The organism is Plantibacter sp. Leaf1 (assembly GCF_001421315.1).
Classification (GTDB): Bacteria; Actinomycetota; Actinomycetes; order Actinomycetales; family Microbacteriaceae; genus Plantibacter.
This window is the reverse complement of sequence record NZ_LMJX01000002.1, coordinates 1,128,359-1,144,197: the sequence shown is the minus strand read 5'-3', so window position 1 is coordinate 1,144,197 and position 15,839 is coordinate 1,128,359. Positions and strand designations below refer to the sequence as shown.

Here is a 15,839-nt window from a genome sequence, read left to right as displayed (position 1 = left end):
AATCGGCGGTTCTGGAGAAGGTTCGATGAAGATCCTGGTGATTTGTGGCGCGGGTGCGTCGAGCACGTTCATGGCGCAACGCCTCCGACGTGCCGCAGCCGACCAGTCCCTCGACGTCTCGGTCGAGGCCGGCGCCGAATCCCAGGTGCTCACCGGCACGCTCACCCTCGACGGTGTCGACGTCCTGCTCGTCGGAGCCCACCTCGCCGATCATGAGCCCGCGCTCCGCGCCGTGGCCGAGCCACTCGGCACCGCCGTGGCCGTCCTCCCCGGCGACGTCTTCGGCGTCGAAGGCGGCGCCAGAGCCCTCGAACTCGTCCTCTCGATCCAGTCACCAACCAGGAGGTAACCCCCATGGCAACTCGAACCGTCCGCATCGGCTCGTCGCACGGCCTGCACGCCAGGCCCGCGAAGCTGTTCACGCAGGCTGCGAAGGAATCCGGGGTCCCGGTGACCATCGCCAAGGGCAGTGGCAAGGCCGTCAACGCGGCGAGCATCCTCGGCGTCATCGCCCTCGCCGTCGAACACGGCGACTACGTGACCCTGTCCGTCGAGGGCGAAGGCGCAGCAGCCGAGGGCACCCTCGACACCCTCTCCGAGCTCCTGGTGACCGACCATGACGAGCAGTAGTCCGGTGGGCGCGCTCCAGGGCATCGGCATCGGCCAGGGGGTCGCCGTCGGCCCGATCGCCCGGATGGCCGATCCGCTCCCGGCGCCGGCGGACGTCGCCAGCACCCTCGACCTCGCGACCGAGACCGAGCGCGCGAACACCTCCCTCGCCGCCGTCGCCCGCGAGCTCGAAGCCCGCGGTGCAGCCGCCGGTGGTGCCGCACGCGACGTGCTCGAGGCGCAGGCCATGATGGCCGAGGACCCGACGCTGGCCGAGGAGATCGCCACCCGCCTGGCCGACGGCAAGACCGCGGAATGGGCCGTCTACGCCGCGTTCGCGTCGTTCCGCGACCAGCTCGCGGCGATGGGCGGGTACCTCGGCGAGCGCGCCGCCGACCTCGACGACGTGTCGCAGCGGGTCATCGCGGACCTCATGGGGGTTCCGGCGCCCGGCGTCCCCTCGCCCGGTCACCCCTTCATCCTCGTCGCCCGCGACCTCGCGCCGGCCGACACCGCCCTGCTCGACCTCGACCTGGTGCTCGGACTCGTCACGAGCGACGGAGGCCCGACCTCGCACACGGCGATCCTCGCCCGCGAGAAGTCGATCGTCGCCATCGTGGGCGTCGTCGGCGCCGCAGACCTCACCGACGGCACGACGCTCGTCGTCGACGCGGCGACCGGCGCGGTCACCGTCGACCCCACGCCCGAGTTGGTGGCCGAGACGGAGCAGCGCATCGCCGACCGGCTCGCCCTGGTCAACGCCCCGGCCATCCCCGGCGCGCTCGCCGACGGCACTTCCGTGCCGCTCCTCGCGAACCTCGGGTCGGCCGAACACGCCGACGCCGCAGCGGAGCTCGGTGCCGAGGGCGTCGGCCTCTTCCGGACCGAGTTCCTCTTCCTCGACCAGGCGCTCGCGCCGACCGTCGAACAGCAGCGTGCACACTACGAGAAGCTGCTGCGCGCCTTCCCCGGCAAGAAGGTCGTCGTCCGGGTGCTCGACGCCGGTGCCGACAAGCCGCTGGCGTTCCTGAACGACGCGCACGAGGACAACCCGGCGCTCGGGCTCCGCGGACTCCGCGCGCTCCGGGCGAGCGAGGACATCCTGCGCGAGCAGCTCACCGCACTCGCCCAGGCTGACGCGGCGACCGACGCGGACCTCTGGGTCATGGCGCCGATGGTGTCGACCGTCGAGGAGACGAAGTACTTCATGGCGATCGCCGCCGAGTACGGCCTCAAGACGCCGGGCGTCATGGTGGAGGTGCCGTCGAGTGCACTCCTCGCCGACCGCGTCCTCGCCCATGCCGGGTTCGCGTCGATCGGGACGAACGACCTCACGCAGTACACCCTCGCCGCGGACCGCCTGCTCGGCTCCGTCGGTGCGTTTCAGGACCCGTGGCACCCGGCGGTCCTCCGTCTCGTGCAGCTCGTCGGCGAAGCCGGCCGGCATCACGGCAAGCCCGTCGGCATCTGTGGCGAAGCAGCCGCCGACCCGCTCCTCGCCGTCGTCCTCGTCGGACTCGGCGCCACCACCCTGTCCATGTCGCCGTCGGCGCTCGCCGACGTCCGGCACTCCCTCCAGCAGTACACGCTCGACGACGCCCGACGCATCGCAGCAGCAGCACTGGCCACCGACGGCGCCGCCGAGGCCAGGGCAGCGGCCACCGCCGCGACCACTCCCGAAATGAAAGAGGCAACATCATCATGACAACGACGTCTACTCCCAAGAAGCCGGGAGGTGCACGAGTCGGCGTTCAGCGATTCGGCACCTTCCTCTCCGGCATGGTCATGCCGAACATCGCGGCCTTCATCGCCTGGGGCCTCATCACCGCGTTCTTCATCGCCACCGGCTGGCTCCCGAACGGCGTGCTCGGCGGCTTCGGCAACGCCGACGTCATCGGGTGGCAGGGTGCCGCGACGGCACTCGCGCAGGCCGACGACGGCACGACCTTCCCGCAGTACGTCGGCCTCGTCAGCCCGATGATCACCTACCTGCTCCCGTTGCTCATCGCGAACACCGGTGGCCGGATGATCTACGGTGAGCGTGGTGGCGTCGTCGCCTCCATCGCGACCATGGGCGTCATCGTCGGCAGCGCGATCCCGATGTTCATCGGCGCGATGATCATGGGCCCGCTCGCCGCATGGCTCATGAAGCAGGCGGACCGCCTCTGGGACGGCAAGATCAAGGCCGGCTTCGAGATGCTCGTGAACAACTTCTCCGCCGGTATCCTCGGCGCGCTCCTCGCCATCGGCGGGTTCTACGGCATCGCGCCGATCGTCACCGCGCTCAGCAGCTTCCTCGAGGGCGTCGTCGACTGGCTCGTCGCCAACTCGCTCCTGCCGATCGCGAGCATCTTCATCGAGCCCGGCAAGATCCTCTTCCTGAACAACGCGATCAACCACGGTGTGCTGACCCCGCTCGGCGTCCAGCAGTCCGAGGAGACCGGCAAGTCGGTCCTGTTCCTCCTCGAGGCGAACCCCGGCCCGGGCCTCGGCATCCTGCTCGCCTTCTGCTTCTTCGGCATCGGTCTCGCGAAGGCCTCGGCTCCCGGCGCGGTCATCATCCAGTTCTTCGGCGGCATCCACGAGATCTACTTCCCGTACGTGCTCATGAAGCCGATGCTCGTCTTCGCGGCGATCGGTGGCGGTATGGCCGGTGTGGCGACGAACGTCGCGTTCAACACGGGTCTGCGTGCCCCGGCCTCGCCGGGCAGCATCATCGCCGTGCTCATCCAGACGGCTCCCGACAGCTACATCGGCGTGATCCTCTCGGTCATCGTCGCGGCAGCCGTGTCGTTCGCGATCTCCGCGATCATCCTCCGGGCGAGCCGCAAGCGCGACCTGGAGAACGAGAACGCCGGTGACCTCTCGGCCGCCGTCGCAGCCACCGAGGCCGCGAAGGGCAAGAAGTCCAGCGTGCTCGGCAACCTCTCGGCCGGGAGCGCCGCCGCCGGTGCCGACGTCGTCGACGAGGGCGTCGTCACCACCCTCGAGCGTGGTCCGATCCGCAACATCGTCTTCGCGTGCGACGCCGGTATGGGGTCCAGTGCCATGGGCGCCTCGGTGCTCCGCAACAAGATCAAGAAGGCCGGCATCGACGAGATCACCGTCACGAACAAGGCGATCGCGAACCTCGCCGACGACGTCGACCTCGTGATCACCCAGCGGGAGCTCACGGATCGCGCGAAGGAGAAGACGCCGAGCGCCGTCCACATGTCGGTGGACAACTTCATGAACTCCCCGAAGTACGACGAGGTGGTGGAGTTGCTCCGCGGAGAGGGAGCACACTAGCAACGGAACGATCCCGGGGTGCGCGCGAAGGGCGTGCACCCCGGGCCACACCCACCACCCTTCACCGGGCTCCCTGCCGCTCAGGCGGAGCCCTCCACGAGGAATGCAGAGGAAGCCATGTCGCAGGTACTGACCCAGGACCGCATCACCATCGTCACCGGGACGGTGACGCAGGAGGAGGCCATCCGACGCGCGGCCGACGCCCTCGAGGCGGCGGGAGCGGTCACCGACGAGTACTTCGAGGCCATGCTCGCGCGTGAGCAGTCGGTGTCGACCTACATGGGCAACCTCCTCGCGATCCCGCACGGCACGAACGACGCGAAGGAGGCGGTCCGCGATTCCGCCCTCTCCTTCACCCGCTACGAGACCCCCATCGACTGGGACGGCGAAGAGGTGCGCTTCGTCGTCGGCATCGCCGGCAAGGACGGTGGCCACATGGAGATCCTCTCCAAGATCGCCATCATCTTCTCCGAGGACGACGAGGTCGCCAAGCTGCTCGCCGCTGAGACCGCGGAGGAGCTCTACGCACTCCTGAGCGAGGTCAACGAGTGATGCGGGCCGTCCACTTCGGCGCCGGGAACATCGGACGCGGGTTCGTCGGCCTCCTCCTCCACGAGGGCGGCTACGAGGTGGTCTTCGCGGACGTCAACGCGGAGCTCATCGGGGCCATCGCCGCGGCCGACAGCTACACGGTCCACGAGGTGGGCGACGGCGCGAAGGACACGGTCGTCACCGGGTTCCGCGCCATCAACAGCGCGACCGACGAGGAGGCACTCGTCGCGGAGATCGCCGCCGCCGACGTGGTGACCACCGCCGTCGGCCCGACCATCCTGCGGTTCGTCGCGCCGGTCATCGCCCGCGGCATCGCCGCCCGTCCGTCGGACGCGGCACCGCTGGCCGTCATGGCCTGCGAGAACGCCATCAACGCGACCGACCTGCTCGCCGCAGAGGTGCGGCGGGCAGTCGGCGACACCGCCTGGGAGTCGCTGGCGGGCCGTGCCGTGTTCGCGAACACGGCCGTCGACCGCATCGTCCCCGGCCAGCCCGCCGGGCAGGGCATCGACGTCACCGTCGAGACCTTCTACGAGTGGGCCATCGAGACCCCGGCCTTCAACGGTTCCCTCCCGTCGATCCCCGGCGCGCACTTCGTCGAGGAGCTGGCCCCGTACATCGAGCGCAAGCTGTTCACGGTGAACACCGGTCACGCCTCCGTCGCCTACTTCGGCGCGCGTGCCGGTATCGGGACGATCGCCGAGGCGCTCGCCGAGCCGTCCATCGCGGCGGCCGTCGGTGCGGTGCTCGAGGAGACCTCCGCCCTGCTCGTGGCGAAGCACGGCCTCGATGTCGACGCGCAGCGCGAGTACCGCGAGACGATCCTGCGTCGGTTCGCCAATGTGCACCTGCCCGACACCGTCGAGCGCGTCGGTCGCCAGCCGCTGCGCAAGCTGAGCCGGACCGAGCGGTTCATCGGACCCGCCGCCGAGCTCGCCGAGCGCGGGATGGGTCACGATGCCCTCGTCGCTGCCATCGGAGCTGCACTGGAGTTCGACGTGAGTGACGACGAGCAGAGCGTCGAGCTGCAGGCCAAGCTGCACGACCTGGCTGCCGAGGCGTTCGTCGAGGAGGTCACGGGGCTCGCGCCCGAGCACCCGCTGGCTCCGGCGGTGCTCGCGCAGGTCACCGCTCGGCAGGCGACGCTCTCCTAGCCGGGCAACCCGTCGACAGGCTCAGGGAACGGACATCTCCGGACCCTGGGCCTGTCGTGGTCCCTGAGCCTGTCGAAGGGTGGTCCCTGGGCCTGTCGAAGGGCTGACGCTCAGAACACCTTGCCGGGGTTCAACAGGTTCTGCGGATCGAAGAGCCGCTTGATCCCGTGCTGGAGTCCGAGCTGATCGGCGCCGAGTTCGTCGCCCAGCCAGCGTTTCTTGAGCAGTCCGATCCCGTGCTCACCCGTCAGCGTCCCGCCGAGACGGAGCGCGGCGGTGAACAGCTCCTCGGCCGCCTGCCAGATGTGGTCCGGTACCTCGGTGCCCTCGAAGACGAAGTTCGGGTGGAGGTTGCCGTCGCCGGCGTGCGCGACCGTCGGGATGGTGATCCCGTAGCGGCGCTCGATGTCGCCGATCTCGGCGAACATCGCCGCCAGCTGGCTGCGGGGCACGGAGACGTCTTCGATGAGCGGGGTGCCGAACCACTCCAGTGAGGGGTGCAGGGCTCGACGGACGGCGAGCAGGTGCTCGCCGGTCGCGTGGTCGGTCGACATCTCGGCGCGGCCACCGGCGGCACGCAACACCTCGAGGACGGCCGCTGCTTCGAGCTCGGCGCTCGGTCCGTCGGTCTGGATGACCACGTGCGCTTCGCCGCTGCTCGGCGTCGGGAGCTGCAGGTACCGGTGGACGGCGACGAGTGCGACGGGGTCGAGCAGTTCCATGATGGACGGCTGGATGCCCGCCGCGGTGACGGCCGCCGTGGCACCGGCAGCGGTGACGACGTCCGGGAAGTACGCGGCGATCGTCGCGACGGTACCGGGGGTGATCCGCCTGATGCGGACGGTCGCCTCGACGATGACGCCGAGGACGCCCTCGGATCCGACCATGAGGCTCGTGAGGTCGAGCCCGGTCACGCCCTTGATGCTCCGGTGACCGACGCTGATGAGTCGGCCGTCGGCCAAGACGACCTTGAGCGCCAGGACGGCGTCCCGGGTCACCCCGTACTTCGCACACAGGAGGCCGCCGGCGCCGGTGGCGATGTTGCCGCCCACGGTCGAGATCGCCCGGCTCGCAGGGTCGGGGGCGAACCAGAGCCCACGGGCGAGCAGGAGGTCGTTGAAGGCGCCGTTGATCACGCCGGGGTCGACCACGGCGAGCAGGTCGGGTTCGTTGATCTCGTGGATCCGCGTCATCCCGAGGGTCGACAGCACGATCTCGCCCGCTCCGCCGAGTGCGCCGCCGGCGAGTCCCGTGCCCGCGCCCCGGGTCACGACCGGTGTCCCGGTCGCCGTCGCGATCCGCATGACGGCCTGGACGTCCTCGATGGACCGCGCGGAGACCACGGCGATGGGCGCGGCGTCCGACACGTGCCCGGACTTGTCGGTTCGCGCCGCCGCGAGGTCGGCATCCGTCGTCGACACCGCGTCGCCGAGGGCGTCGCGGAGGGCGTCGAGGACGTTCGGCGTGGTCATCGCGGCAGGGCGGTTCCGTCGGCCCAGACCGCCTGGACCGACCAGCGGTGGTCGAGGAGGACCGCGTCCGCGGCGTATCCCACGGCCAGGCGTCCGAAGCGCTCGCCGAGGCCCAGGACGCGGGCGGGGGTGCTGGTGAGGGCTCCGACGGCCTCCGCGGCGGGGATCCCACTTCCGATCGCCAGGCGGAGCGCGCGGTCGAGGGTCAGGGTGGAGCCGGCGATCGAGTCGCCTTCGACGAGCCTCGCGAGGCCGTCCGTCACCTGGACCTCGAGGGCGCCGAGGAGGTAGCGGCCGTCGGAGGACCCGGCCGCCGCCATCGCGTCGGTGATGAGGGCGACGCGGCCTGGAGCCTGCTCGAACGCGAGCTTGGCCACGTCGGGGTGCACGTGTTCACCGTCGAGGATGAGTTCGACCGTCACCCGCTCGTCGGCGAAGGAGGCGATGATCGGCCCAGGCGCGCGGTGGTGGATCCCGTTCATCGCGTTGAACACGTGGGTGACGAGACGTGCACCGAGGTCGAAGGCCGTCTTCGTCAGCGCCTCGTCGGCGTCCGTGTGCCCGACGGCGACGATGACACCGGCCTCGACGAGCACCTGGATCGCTTCGAGCGCGTTCGGCAGCTCCGGGGCGATCGTGATCTGGCGCAGGGTGCCGCGGCTCGCATCGATGAGCCGCTCGACGATGGCCGGGCTCGGGTCGATGAGGGCGGTGGGGTCGTGTGCGCCCTTCTTGACCGGGGACAGGAACGGCCCCTCGAGGTGGGCGCCGAGCACCAGGGGGTCCGCGGCGACGAGGTCGGCGATGCCGTCGAGACTCGCGACGAGGGCGTCGACCGGGTTGGACACCAGGCTGATGAGCGATCGGGTCGTGCCGTGCGCGCGGTGGACGGCGAGGGCGCGCTCGATGGCGTCGCGACCGTCGTCGAACGACGCCCCACCACCTCCGTGCACGTGGAGGTCGATGAACCCGGGCGTCAGATGGTGCCCGTCGGCATCGTGCACGAGGGCATCGGCGCCGAGGGACAGCGACCGCCAGTCGTCGCCGGACCCGGTCGCGCGGATGACCCCGTCGACCGCGTGCAACCAGAAGGCGTCGATCTGGCCGTCGACGTCGACCTTGGTGGCCGAGTGGATCAGGAGGTCGGTCATGCGAGCTGCTTCCGTCCGCGGATGACGCCGCTGGCGACGGCGACGATGGCGAAGACCGCCGCGATGATCGGCTGCCCGAGGTGCAGCCACGCAAGGGCCGCCGCGGCGAAGATGAGGAGTTCCACGACGGCTTGGCCGTAGAGGTCGATCCGGATGACCGCGCGGGGCGACAGGAACAGCGCCCACAGGATGATCGCAACCACCGGTGCGGCGATGCCGACGACGACGTTGAGGGGGAACGGCCAGACCGCGACGCCCCAGAACCCGAGCGAGAAGAAGGCGAAGAGGTCGAGGAAGAAGCGCAGGATCTCGGTGGGGCCGATCTTCACGTCGGCGGGAGTTCGTTCAGACACCACACGATTCTACGGCGCGTGGTGGGAGTCCCGGCCCGCCTCAGCGGAAGATGATGGTCCGTGCCCCGTCGAGCAGGACGCGGTCCTCGGCGAACCACTTCACCGCCTGCGTCAGGGTGCGGCTCTCCTCGTCCTGCCCGATCGCGACGAGTTCCGCCGGCGAACGCGAGTGGTCCACGCGGACGACGTTCTGCTCGATGATCGGCCCCTCGTCGAGGTCGCTCGTCACGAAGTGGGCGGTCGCCCCGATGAGCTTGACCCCGCGGGCGTGCGCCTGCTTGTACGGGTTCGCGCCCTTGAACCCGGGGAGGAACGAGTGGTGGATGTTGATGGCGCGCCCGGCGAGGCGTTCGCACAGCTCGGGGGAGAGGATCTGCATGTACCGGGCGAGGACGACGAGCTCGATGTCGTACTCCTCGACCGCGGCGATGACCCGGGCCTCGAACGCCGCCTTGGAAGCGGCGTCCGTGACGGGCAGCGACTCGAACGGCACGCCGTAGAACGAGGCGAGGTCGCGGAGCGAGCCGTGGTTGCTGAGGACGAGCGGGATCTCGACGGGGAGCTGGCCGGCGCGCTGGCGGAACAGGAGGTCGTTGACGCAGTGCGCGGCCGTCGACGCCAGGACGAGCGTCCGCAGCGGTCGCCCGACCACATCGAGTCGCCAGTCGAGCTCGTAACGCTCGACGACCGGGGCGATGGCCGCCTCGAACCGGTCCCTGGTGACCGCCGCTTCGACCTGCAGGCGCATGAAGAACCGCCCGGTGTCGTCGCTCGAGAACTGCTGGCTCTCGGTGATGTTCCCGTCGGCCTCGACGATCGCGCCGCTGATGGCGTGCACGATGCCCGGGCGGTCCTCGCAGATGATGGAGAGGACCCAGTGGACGGAGCGCTCGTGCGGAGCGGCGGGCGCGGCGGTGGGGTCGGTCGAGTTCGTCACCGCCCCAGGGTACCGGCCGGGGGAGGCTCAGGCCGCCGGGACGGACCGCTCGTCCACGAGGTCGGCGTGCGAGGACTGCCGCAGGTAGGACCGGACGGTCTCGCGGCTGCGCTGCAGGCAGTCGATGCGGTCGTCGATCGAGGCGATCTGCGTCCTGAGGGATTCGGCGGTCGCCCGTGAGCAGTCCGCCACAGGCCGCGAGGCACGGGTGTCGTCGAGGTCGAGGACCACGCGGACGAGTCGGGTCGTGAGACCCGCGTCGACCAGGTTGTCGACCGTGATCACGTGGTCGACCGCGGACGGCCCGTACTCGTCGAGCGCGTGCGGGGCCCGCACCGGGGCCAGCAGGCCCTCCTGCTCGTAGGAGTGGAGCCGGGACGCCGGGACGCCCGTCCGTTCAGCGAGTTCTGCGATGCGCATGTGCGGCCTCTCTGTCACCTTCACCTCACGTGCAACGTCGGACCGAGGCCGTCGCATTCCCGGCCTCGGGTAGACTCGTCCGCGGTCGCCGGATGTCGGTCGGCCCTGGGCGCGCACATCAGCGCGTAGACGAACTCGTCCGCCGTGTCGGCCGACGGGTGAACGCCATCGTTGGAGCGATCCGATGACCTCCTCTCCTCCCTCCTCGGCGCGCCCCGCCGAACCGACCAAGCCGACCTCGCCCCCGTTCCCGTGGGTGGGATTGATCGCGCTCGCGGCCGGGACCTTCCTCTCGGTCACCGGGGAGATGATCCCGACCGGGCTCCTCCCGGAGATGAGCACGTCGCTCGGCGTCACCGAGTCCCAGATCGGACTCCTCGTGAGCGTGTTCGCGTTCACGGTCGTGCTGTCGAGTGCCGCCCTCATCCATCTGACCAAGCGCGTCCCACGGCACGCGCTGCTCGTCGCCGTCATCGCCGTCCTCGGTGTCAGCACCGGCCTCGGCGCGCTGGCGCCGAACTACGAGCTCCTCGTGGCGACGCGTGTCCTCGGCGGACTGGCCCACGGCGTCTTCTGGGCGGTCGTCGGTGCCTACGCGGGCCACCTCGTGCCCAAGGAGCAGCTCGCCCGGGCCGTGTCCGTGACGATCGCCGGTGGCACGCTCGCCTTCGTCCTCGGCGTCCCGCTCAGCACGGCGCTCGGGCACGCCCTCGGTTGGCGGCTCGCATTCGGCGTCCTGGCCGTGGCGATGCTCCTCGGTGCCCTCGTGGTCTGGTGGAAACTGCCGCCCGTCGGACGGGAGGAGTCGCATGCGGCTTCCGCCGGTGCCACGGGTCGCGATCCGAGCGTCGTCCCCGTCGCGATCGTGTGCATCGCCGTCGGCGTGATCATGGCCGGACACTACGCGTTCTACACCTACATCGCCCCCTTCCTCATCGGCGAGGTGGGTGTCCCGTCGGGCCAGCTGAGTCTCCTCCTCCTCGTCTACGGTGTCGCGGGTGCGATCGGCCTGATCCTCACCGGCAGCGTCTTCGCGAAGCGGGCGACGACAGGACTCTTCGTCGCGCTGACGGTGTCAGCGGCCATGGTGAGCGCCCTCACCCTCTCGACGGACTGGCTGCCCGGCGCGCTCGTCGCGTTCTTCCTCTGGGGCACGGCGTTCGGGATGTTGCCGCCGCTCATGCAGACCCGACTCCTGCATGCCGCGAGCCCGCGCATCCGTGACACGGCGAACGCGTTCTACACGACGGCGTTCAACACGGGTATCGGTGGGGGATCCGCGCTCGGCGCACTGCTCCTCGCCGAGGTCGGACTCGGCGTGCTGCCCTGGGTCTACGTCGTGCTGGCGGTGGTCGCGACCTCGCTCCTGGCCGCGGACGTGCTCCGCACCCGCAAGCGCGTCACCGTCTGATCACCCGGCGCGGGCGTCAGGGCGCGGTCGGCGTGTCCGTCGCTGTGGGAGGGTCGTCCGACGGCGGCTCGACGGCGATGCCCGACTCGGCCGGGGCGGCCTCCGGACCCGGCGTCGCCTCCGTCGGCTCCTGAGCCGTGCTTCCCCCAGGCGCCGCGGTGGTGTCCGTCGCTGCCGGATCCGCCGTGGTCTCTGCGGTGGGCGCTGCGTCGGGCGCAGCGGGGAGTGCCGGATCGGTCGCTGCCGGAACCGGGGTCGCCGGCGATGCGGGATCGGCGGCGGATGCTGCCACGGCCGACAGCTGGGCGGCGTCCAGCGGAGCGGCGTCCAGGGCGAGGGCGACGTCCGTCGTCAGGAGTCCTGCGATCGAGAGGTAGTCGACCGAGACCGACGGACCTCGCCGGGACGGATCGGCGGGGTCGGCTCCCCAGACGCTCAGCTCGTGGAGCCCGATCGCGACCGCGTCTCCGGAGAGCACCGCCCGACCCGCGGCGTCGAGCGTGACGCGTTGCTCGTCGCCACCATCGACGGTGTAGCCGATGGAGCCGTTCGGAGCGCCGACGACGACGAGCGACGCCCCCAGTTCGAGGACACGCAGCACGCGGAGGTCGAGGAGACCCGTGACATCGGGACCGGCCACAGTCACCGTGACCGGCTCCGCCCCGACGGTCACGACGTCGCCGAGGGTCTGTCGGACGGTCAGCACGAACGTCCCGGTGCGCCCGAGGTCGACCGGCCCGATCGACCAGCCGCTCTCGGTCGCCCGTTGCGTCTCCGAGGCCGCGACGGTCGTCGAGGCGAGGACCGTGTCACCCTCCAGGATGTCGATGGTGGCGCCGGGTGCTCCGGTGCCGGTGAACGATGGCCAGAGGAACCCTCCGCCGGAATCCGCGAGCATCGTCGGCGGCACGGGCTCGGTGTGGCCCACCGGATCGACGGGATCGGTCGGGTCGACGGGGTCGGTCGGGTCGACGGAGCCGGTCGGGGGAGCAGTCGGCGGCGTGGTCGCCGGTGGCGTCGCCGGGATCGCCGGCACGGGCGTCGGCGTCGGATCGGTCGTCTCATCCTGGTCCGGTGTCGGCTGCGGCATGGGGAGCGGGGTGGCCGGCGTGGTCGGGCCGGTGGACGACGGTGCGTTCGGTGCTGCAGCAGGCGGATCCACGGTCTCGCCGGCGGCCACCGAGGTGCCCGGGTCGGCGGATGGGAACACGAGCGGGCTGAGGACGAGGGCTGCGGCAGTGACGGCCGCGACGACCCCCACTCCGATCGCCGCGACGAGTCCGCCCGAGAGGCCTGCCGTGCCGGCGGCCGTGGCCGCCCCGACGGTACCCCCGGCGGCGACCCCGGCCCCACCGGATCCGCCGGCTGCGGCACCGGACGCGGCATGGCCACCGAGGTGCGCGGTCAGGGCAGCCCCGCCCGTGACCGTCGCCGGCATCGCGACGACCGCCGTCGACGCCGGTCCGTCCGTCTGCAACCAGGCCAGGTAGCCGGTAGCTCCGGCGGCCCCGGCCACCAGGGGGAGGAGGACGAGCGCCATGCGGGACCCGACGTCCTTCGCCTCAGCGGCGACGATCGTGCACCGCTGACACGCGTCGAGGTGTGCTTCGACCTTCGCCGTGTCGCGGGCGCTCAGGTTGCCGCGCGCGTAGGAGCCGAGTCGGCTGACGGTGAAGGCGTGCTCGGAGTCGTCGTCGACGGCCTGCAGGTGCGCTTGGATCCAGGCCTCCCGCAACCCCTCACGAGCCCGGTAGGCGAGCGCGGACACCGAGTTGGGCTTCATGCCGAGCAAGGGCGCCACTTCGGCGGGCGTCATGCCCTCGATCTCCGTGTACCAGAGGACCTCCTGCCAGCGCGTGGGCAGGCTCCGGAACGCCCGAGCACTCAGACTGCGGTCGAGGGCCTCCATCGACGAGGCCTCGTTCGTGTCGGGGTCCTCGAACGAGTCGAGGGTGTCGAGTGAGGTCTCCCGGCGCGAGCGACCCCACGCTGCCGCGGTGTTCCGGATGGTGGTGAACAGGTAGGGGCGGAACGCGCCCGTCGGGCCCTTCCCGCGACCGACCGCCTGATAGATGCGGGCGAACGACTCCGAGACGAGGTCGTCCGGGTCGAGGCTCGAGGTGATCGACCGCGCGACCGTCCGCCCGGCGTTCGCGTGCCTGCGCCACAGCTCGCCGTACGCGTCCTGCGAGCCCGCGCGCGTGCCGTCGATCAGCTCCGCGTCGGAGCGCTCGGCGAGCGGCACCGCCGGGGTCAGGTCCACGCTCATGATGCCTCCGTCTGCATGCTGCGCACTGCCGGGCACCATGCCCGCCCGAGAGAGTCGGGTGGGGCGGGATCATGACGCGGAATCCTCATCTTCGCACGGGGGAGCGGCGGTGCGACCGTCCCGGACGGACCTCATCCACGGATCGGGTCGGGAACCCGCGTCATGAAGTGCTGCCGGGTCGCTCTCTCAGGGTGAACGGCAGGGTTCCCGACCTCGGGGGCTCGGCCGGGTCGTCCTCGGACGGCCACGATGCGTGCCGCGGCCGGTGCGCATCGGGCGGCGGACCCGAACCGCTGCAGATCTCGACGGGAGGGGGCGCCATCGTGCGAACCCGTCGATCGGCCGGGAGTGGTGCTCGGGGGCGAGCGCCACTCCCGGCCACCTTCCGTTCATCCGATCCGTTCAGCTGAGCCAGTCGACCTCGGGCGAGCGGTGGAACGCGATCCCCGATGCCGACCAGCCGCGGGCGATCTCCGCCAGACGATCCCGGAAGTCGGGCCAGTCGGCGGCGCGACGCTCGGACCAACCGATCTCGGCGATCGAGGCGATGCGCGGGAACACCAGGAACTCCAGTGTCTCGACGTCGCCCACGGTCTCGGTCCAGAGCGGCGCCTCCACACCGAGGATGTCCTCCTCGCCGACGCCCGCGACGACGTCGGTCGGTTCCCAGGCCGCCGAGCGTTCCACACTCGTCGGGCCGTCCGCCCAGGTGAGTCCGGCCGAGTCGTCGTCGGGGTACTGCATGTCGAGGTAGGCGGCGTCGGCCGGCGACATGATCACCCGCCCGCCCTGTCGCACGAACGACCGCAGCTGCTCGGCGTGACCCGGTTCGGGTGCGACGTAGTTCCAGTACTGGCCGACGGTGCCCGGCGCGAGCTCGCCGGATGCGCCGAACTCATGCCAGGCGACGGCGGTCTTGCCGGTGGCGGCGACCAGCTCGGACACCCGTCGGGCGAACCAGCGGAAGTCGGCCTCCGGGGTCGCGAGCGCCTCGTCGCCGCCGAGGTGGAGGTACGGTCCCGGTGTGAGCGCCGCGAGCTGGCCGAAGACGTCCTCGAGGAACGCGTACGTGGTCTCGGAACGGATGGCGAGACTCGAGAAGCCGACCTCGGTGCCGGTGTAGGGCTCGCGCGCGACCCCGTCCGCATTGAGCTCGGGGTAGGCCGCGAGGGCCGCGTTGGTGTGGCCGGGCACGTCGATCTCCGGGACGATCGTGATCGCGCGGTCGGCGGCGTAGTCGACGATGGCGCGGTAGTCCGCGGCGGTGTAGAAGCCGCCCTCGCCACCGCCCACGGCCGTCGCCGCCCCGATGCCGGTCAGCTTCGGCCAGCCGGCGATCTCGAGCCGCCAGCCCTGGTCGTCGCTGAGGTGCAGGTGCAGGTGGTTGAGCTTGAGACTCGCCAGCTGGTCGATGAACCGCTGCACCTGCGCGACCGTGAAGAAGTGCCGTGCGACGTCGAGCATGACGCCGCGGTAGGCGAAGCGCGGCGCATCGTCGACGACGACGGCGGCCACTTCCCACACCTGCGCGCTGGCCTGCGGCGCCCAGGTGGCGGGCGGGAGCAACTGGCGGAGGGTCTGTGTGGCATGGAGGACGCCCGCCGCGTCGGAACCGACCAGGTCGACGCCCTCCGCCGTCACCGTCAGTCGATAGGCCTCAGGTGTCGGAGTGAGCCGTTCGTCGATGCTGAGGGTGATCGCAGGACACCCGCCGGCCGCGAGGTGATCCGCACCGCGCTCGTCCGCCGCGACCGTGTCGACCGGGATCGCGTACCCCGTCGACGTCCGCAGCGCCTCGGCCAGCAGCCGGGCCGGCGTGGCGGCTTCGGGGCTGGTGATCACCCTGGTCCCCGACTCGAGCACGAACGGTTCGGCGGACGGATCCGAGCGCTGCGAGCGGGGGCGGGGGAGCAGACTCATGGTGGTTCCTTCGCTGGCCGGCGGGCGTGCGGATCCGTCCGAGCGGGTTTGTTCGGACGATGAACACAGCTCGGACCATCCTGTCACAGCCCGTGCGGAGGGTGCGGGAGCGGCGTCGGGACCCGGTCCGGGACGGTGCGCGACAGCCGTCCCGTTGCTATGCTGCTAGCAGTCGCAACTGGCGTATAGACGGAGCCCGCTCCGCCTCAGATGGTTCACCATCGGGGAGCGACCCTGCACCTTGAAGACAAGGGCGGATTCGGCCGCACGCCTGGGCCGAAACGGCACATCACCGACATCCGT

14 protein-coding genes and 1 riboswitch are annotated in these 15,839 nt (G+C 71.0%); of the genes, 7 read left to right on the top strand and 7 right to left on the bottom strand.

From position 1 onward, the window contains the following. Window positions 1-25: 25 nt before the first annotated feature. The 6 genes from ASE44_RS07615 to ASE44_RS07590 all read left to right on the top strand — a co-directional run bounded on the left by ASE44_RS07615 (window position 26) and on the right by ASE44_RS07590 (window position 5,603). Complete coding sequence (locus tag ASE44_RS07615) at window positions 26-349, top strand: PTS sugar transporter subunit IIB (RefSeq protein WP_056007929.1); 324 nt, start codon at window positions 26-28, stop codon at window positions 347-349. Between the two features lie 5 nt (window positions 350-354). Beyond that, window positions 355-630, top strand: a complete 276-nt coding sequence (locus ASE44_RS07610) for an HPr family phosphocarrier protein (RefSeq protein WP_056778648.1) — start codon at window positions 355-357, stop codon at window positions 628-630. After that, window positions 617-2,314: a phosphoenolpyruvate--protein phosphotransferase gene (ptsP, locus tag ASE44_RS07605; protein ID WP_082455891.1), complete on the top strand. Its 1,698-nt coding sequence runs from the start codon at window positions 617-619 to the stop codon at window positions 2,312-2,314. The genes ASE44_RS07610 and ptsP overlap by 14 nt, the downstream gene beginning before the upstream one ends. Next, on the top strand, window positions 2,311-3,897 hold the full coding sequence (locus ASE44_RS07600; RefSeq protein ID WP_056007923.1) for a PTS mannitol transporter subunit IICB: 1,587 nt from the start codon (window positions 2,311-2,313) through the stop codon (window positions 3,895-3,897). Before ptsP ends, ASE44_RS07600 begins: the two co-directional genes overlap by 4 nt. Before the next feature lie 117 nt (window positions 3,898-4,014). Continuing rightward, complete coding sequence (locus ASE44_RS18930; protein WP_056007920.1) at window positions 4,015-4,449, top strand: PTS sugar transporter subunit IIA; 435 nt, start codon at window positions 4,015-4,017, stop codon at window positions 4,447-4,449. After that, entirely contained in the window at window positions 4,449-5,603 is a 1,155-nt protein-coding gene (locus ASE44_RS07590; protein ID WP_056778645.1) for a mannitol-1-phosphate 5-dehydrogenase, read from the top strand. The genes ASE44_RS18930 and ASE44_RS07590 overlap by 1 nt, the downstream gene beginning before the upstream one ends. A 110-nt stretch (window positions 5,604-5,713) precedes the next feature. On the opposite strand, the gene ASE44_RS07585 is transcribed toward ASE44_RS07590, so the two are convergent. Genes ASE44_RS07585 through ASE44_RS07565 form a run of 5 tightly spaced genes read right to left on the bottom strand, consistent with a single transcriptional unit; the run spans window position 5,714 to window position 9,936 of the window. Then, window positions 5,714-7,075, bottom strand: a complete 1,362-nt coding sequence (locus ASE44_RS07585; protein ID WP_056778643.1) for an FAD-binding oxidoreductase — start codon at window positions 7,073-7,075, stop codon at window positions 5,714-5,716. Then, window positions 7,072-8,226 (bottom strand): N-acetylglucosamine-6-phosphate deacetylase, encoded by a 1,155-nt coding sequence (gene nagA, locus ASE44_RS07580; protein WP_056778640.1) that lies wholly within the window; start codon window positions 8,224-8,226, stop codon window positions 7,072-7,074. The genes ASE44_RS07585 and nagA overlap by 4 nt, the downstream gene beginning before the upstream one ends. After that, window positions 8,223-8,579: a YrdB family protein gene (locus ASE44_RS07575; protein ID WP_235522567.1), complete on the bottom strand. Its 357-nt coding sequence runs from the start codon at window positions 8,577-8,579 to the stop codon at window positions 8,223-8,225. The genes nagA and ASE44_RS07575 overlap by 4 nt, the downstream gene beginning before the upstream one ends. A 40-nt stretch (window positions 8,580-8,619) precedes the next feature. After that, a complete protein-coding gene (purU, locus tag ASE44_RS07570; protein ID WP_056778634.1) occupies window positions 8,620-9,516 on the bottom strand; it encodes a formyltetrahydrofolate deformylase in 897 nt (298 codons plus the stop codon). A 27-nt stretch (window positions 9,517-9,543) separates the two neighbouring features. Then, on the bottom strand, window positions 9,544-9,936 hold the full coding sequence (locus ASE44_RS07565; RefSeq protein WP_056778631.1) for a MerR family transcriptional regulator: 393 nt from the start codon (window positions 9,934-9,936) through the stop codon (window positions 9,544-9,546). Between the two features lie 184 nt (window positions 9,937-10,120). Between ASE44_RS07565 and ASE44_RS07560 the strand changes: the two genes are divergently transcribed. Beyond that, the gene (locus ASE44_RS07560; RefSeq protein WP_056007896.1) at window positions 10,121-11,347 is read left to right on the top strand and encodes an MFS transporter; all 1,227 of its coding nucleotides are present in this window, start codon (window positions 10,121-10,123) and stop codon (window positions 11,345-11,347) included. Between the two features lie 16 nt (window positions 11,348-11,363). On the opposite strand, the gene ASE44_RS07555 is transcribed toward ASE44_RS07560, so the two are convergent. Together ASE44_RS07555 and ASE44_RS07550 are read right to left on the bottom strand one after the other, a co-directional pair. Then, on the bottom strand, window positions 11,364-13,616 hold the full coding sequence (locus ASE44_RS07555) for a sigma-70 family RNA polymerase sigma factor (protein ID WP_162235741.1): 2,253 nt from the start codon (window positions 13,614-13,616) through the stop codon (window positions 11,364-11,366). Between the two features lie 402 nt (window positions 13,617-14,018). Beyond that, complete coding sequence (locus ASE44_RS07550; protein ID WP_056778628.1) at window positions 14,019-15,536, bottom strand: family 20 glycosylhydrolase; 1,518 nt, start codon at window positions 15,534-15,536, stop codon at window positions 14,019-14,021. Window positions 15,537-15,702: 166 nt separating this feature from the next. Continuing rightward, window positions 15,703-15,820: riboswitch (ZMP/ZTP riboswitch) on the top strand. Window positions 15,821-15,839: the final 19 nt, after the last annotated feature.

Bases quoted from the DNA above. Each gene is read 5' to 3' on its own strand.
- ASE44_RS07565 (WP_056778631.1), bottom strand. From the start codon at position 9,936: ATGCGCATCGCAGAACTCGCTGAACGGACGGGCGTCCCGGCGTCCCGG.
- ASE44_RS07615 (WP_056007929.1), top strand. From the start codon at position 26: ATGAAGATCCTGGTGATTTGTGGCGCGGGTGCGTCGAGCACGTTCATG.
- ASE44_RS07555 (WP_162235741.1), bottom strand. From the start codon at position 13,616: ATGAGCGTGGACCTGACCCCGGCGGTGCCGCTCGCCGAGCGCTCCGAC.
- ASE44_RS07590 (WP_056778645.1), top strand. From the start codon at position 4,449: ATGCGGGCCGTCCACTTCGGCGCCGGGAACATCGGACGCGGGTTCGTC.
- ASE44_RS07560 (WP_056007896.1), top strand. From the start codon at position 10,121: ATGACCTCCTCTCCTCCCTCCTCGGCGCGCCCCGCCGAACCGACCAAG.
- ASE44_RS07610 (WP_056778648.1), top strand. From the start codon at position 355: ATGGCAACTCGAACCGTCCGCATCGGCTCGTCGCACGGCCTGCACGCC.
- ASE44_RS18930 (WP_056007920.1), top strand. From the start codon at position 4,015: ATGTCGCAGGTACTGACCCAGGACCGCATCACCATCGTCACCGGGACG.
- nagA (WP_056778640.1), bottom strand. From the start codon at position 8,226: ATGACCGACCTCCTGATCCACTCGGCCACCAAGGTCGACGTCGACGGC.
- ASE44_RS07600 (WP_056007923.1), top strand. From the start codon at position 2,311: ATGACAACGACGTCTACTCCCAAGAAGCCGGGAGGTGCACGAGTCGGC.
- ASE44_RS07585 (WP_056778643.1), bottom strand. From the start codon at position 7,075: ATGACCACGCCGAACGTCCTCGACGCCCTCCGCGACGCCCTCGGCGAC.
- ASE44_RS07550 (WP_056778628.1), bottom strand. From the start codon at position 15,536: ATGAGTCTGCTCCCCCGCCCCCGCTCGCAGCGCTCGGATCCGTCCGCC.
- ptsP (WP_082455891.1), top strand. From the start codon at position 617: ATGACGAGCAGTAGTCCGGTGGGCGCGCTCCAGGGCATCGGCATCGGC.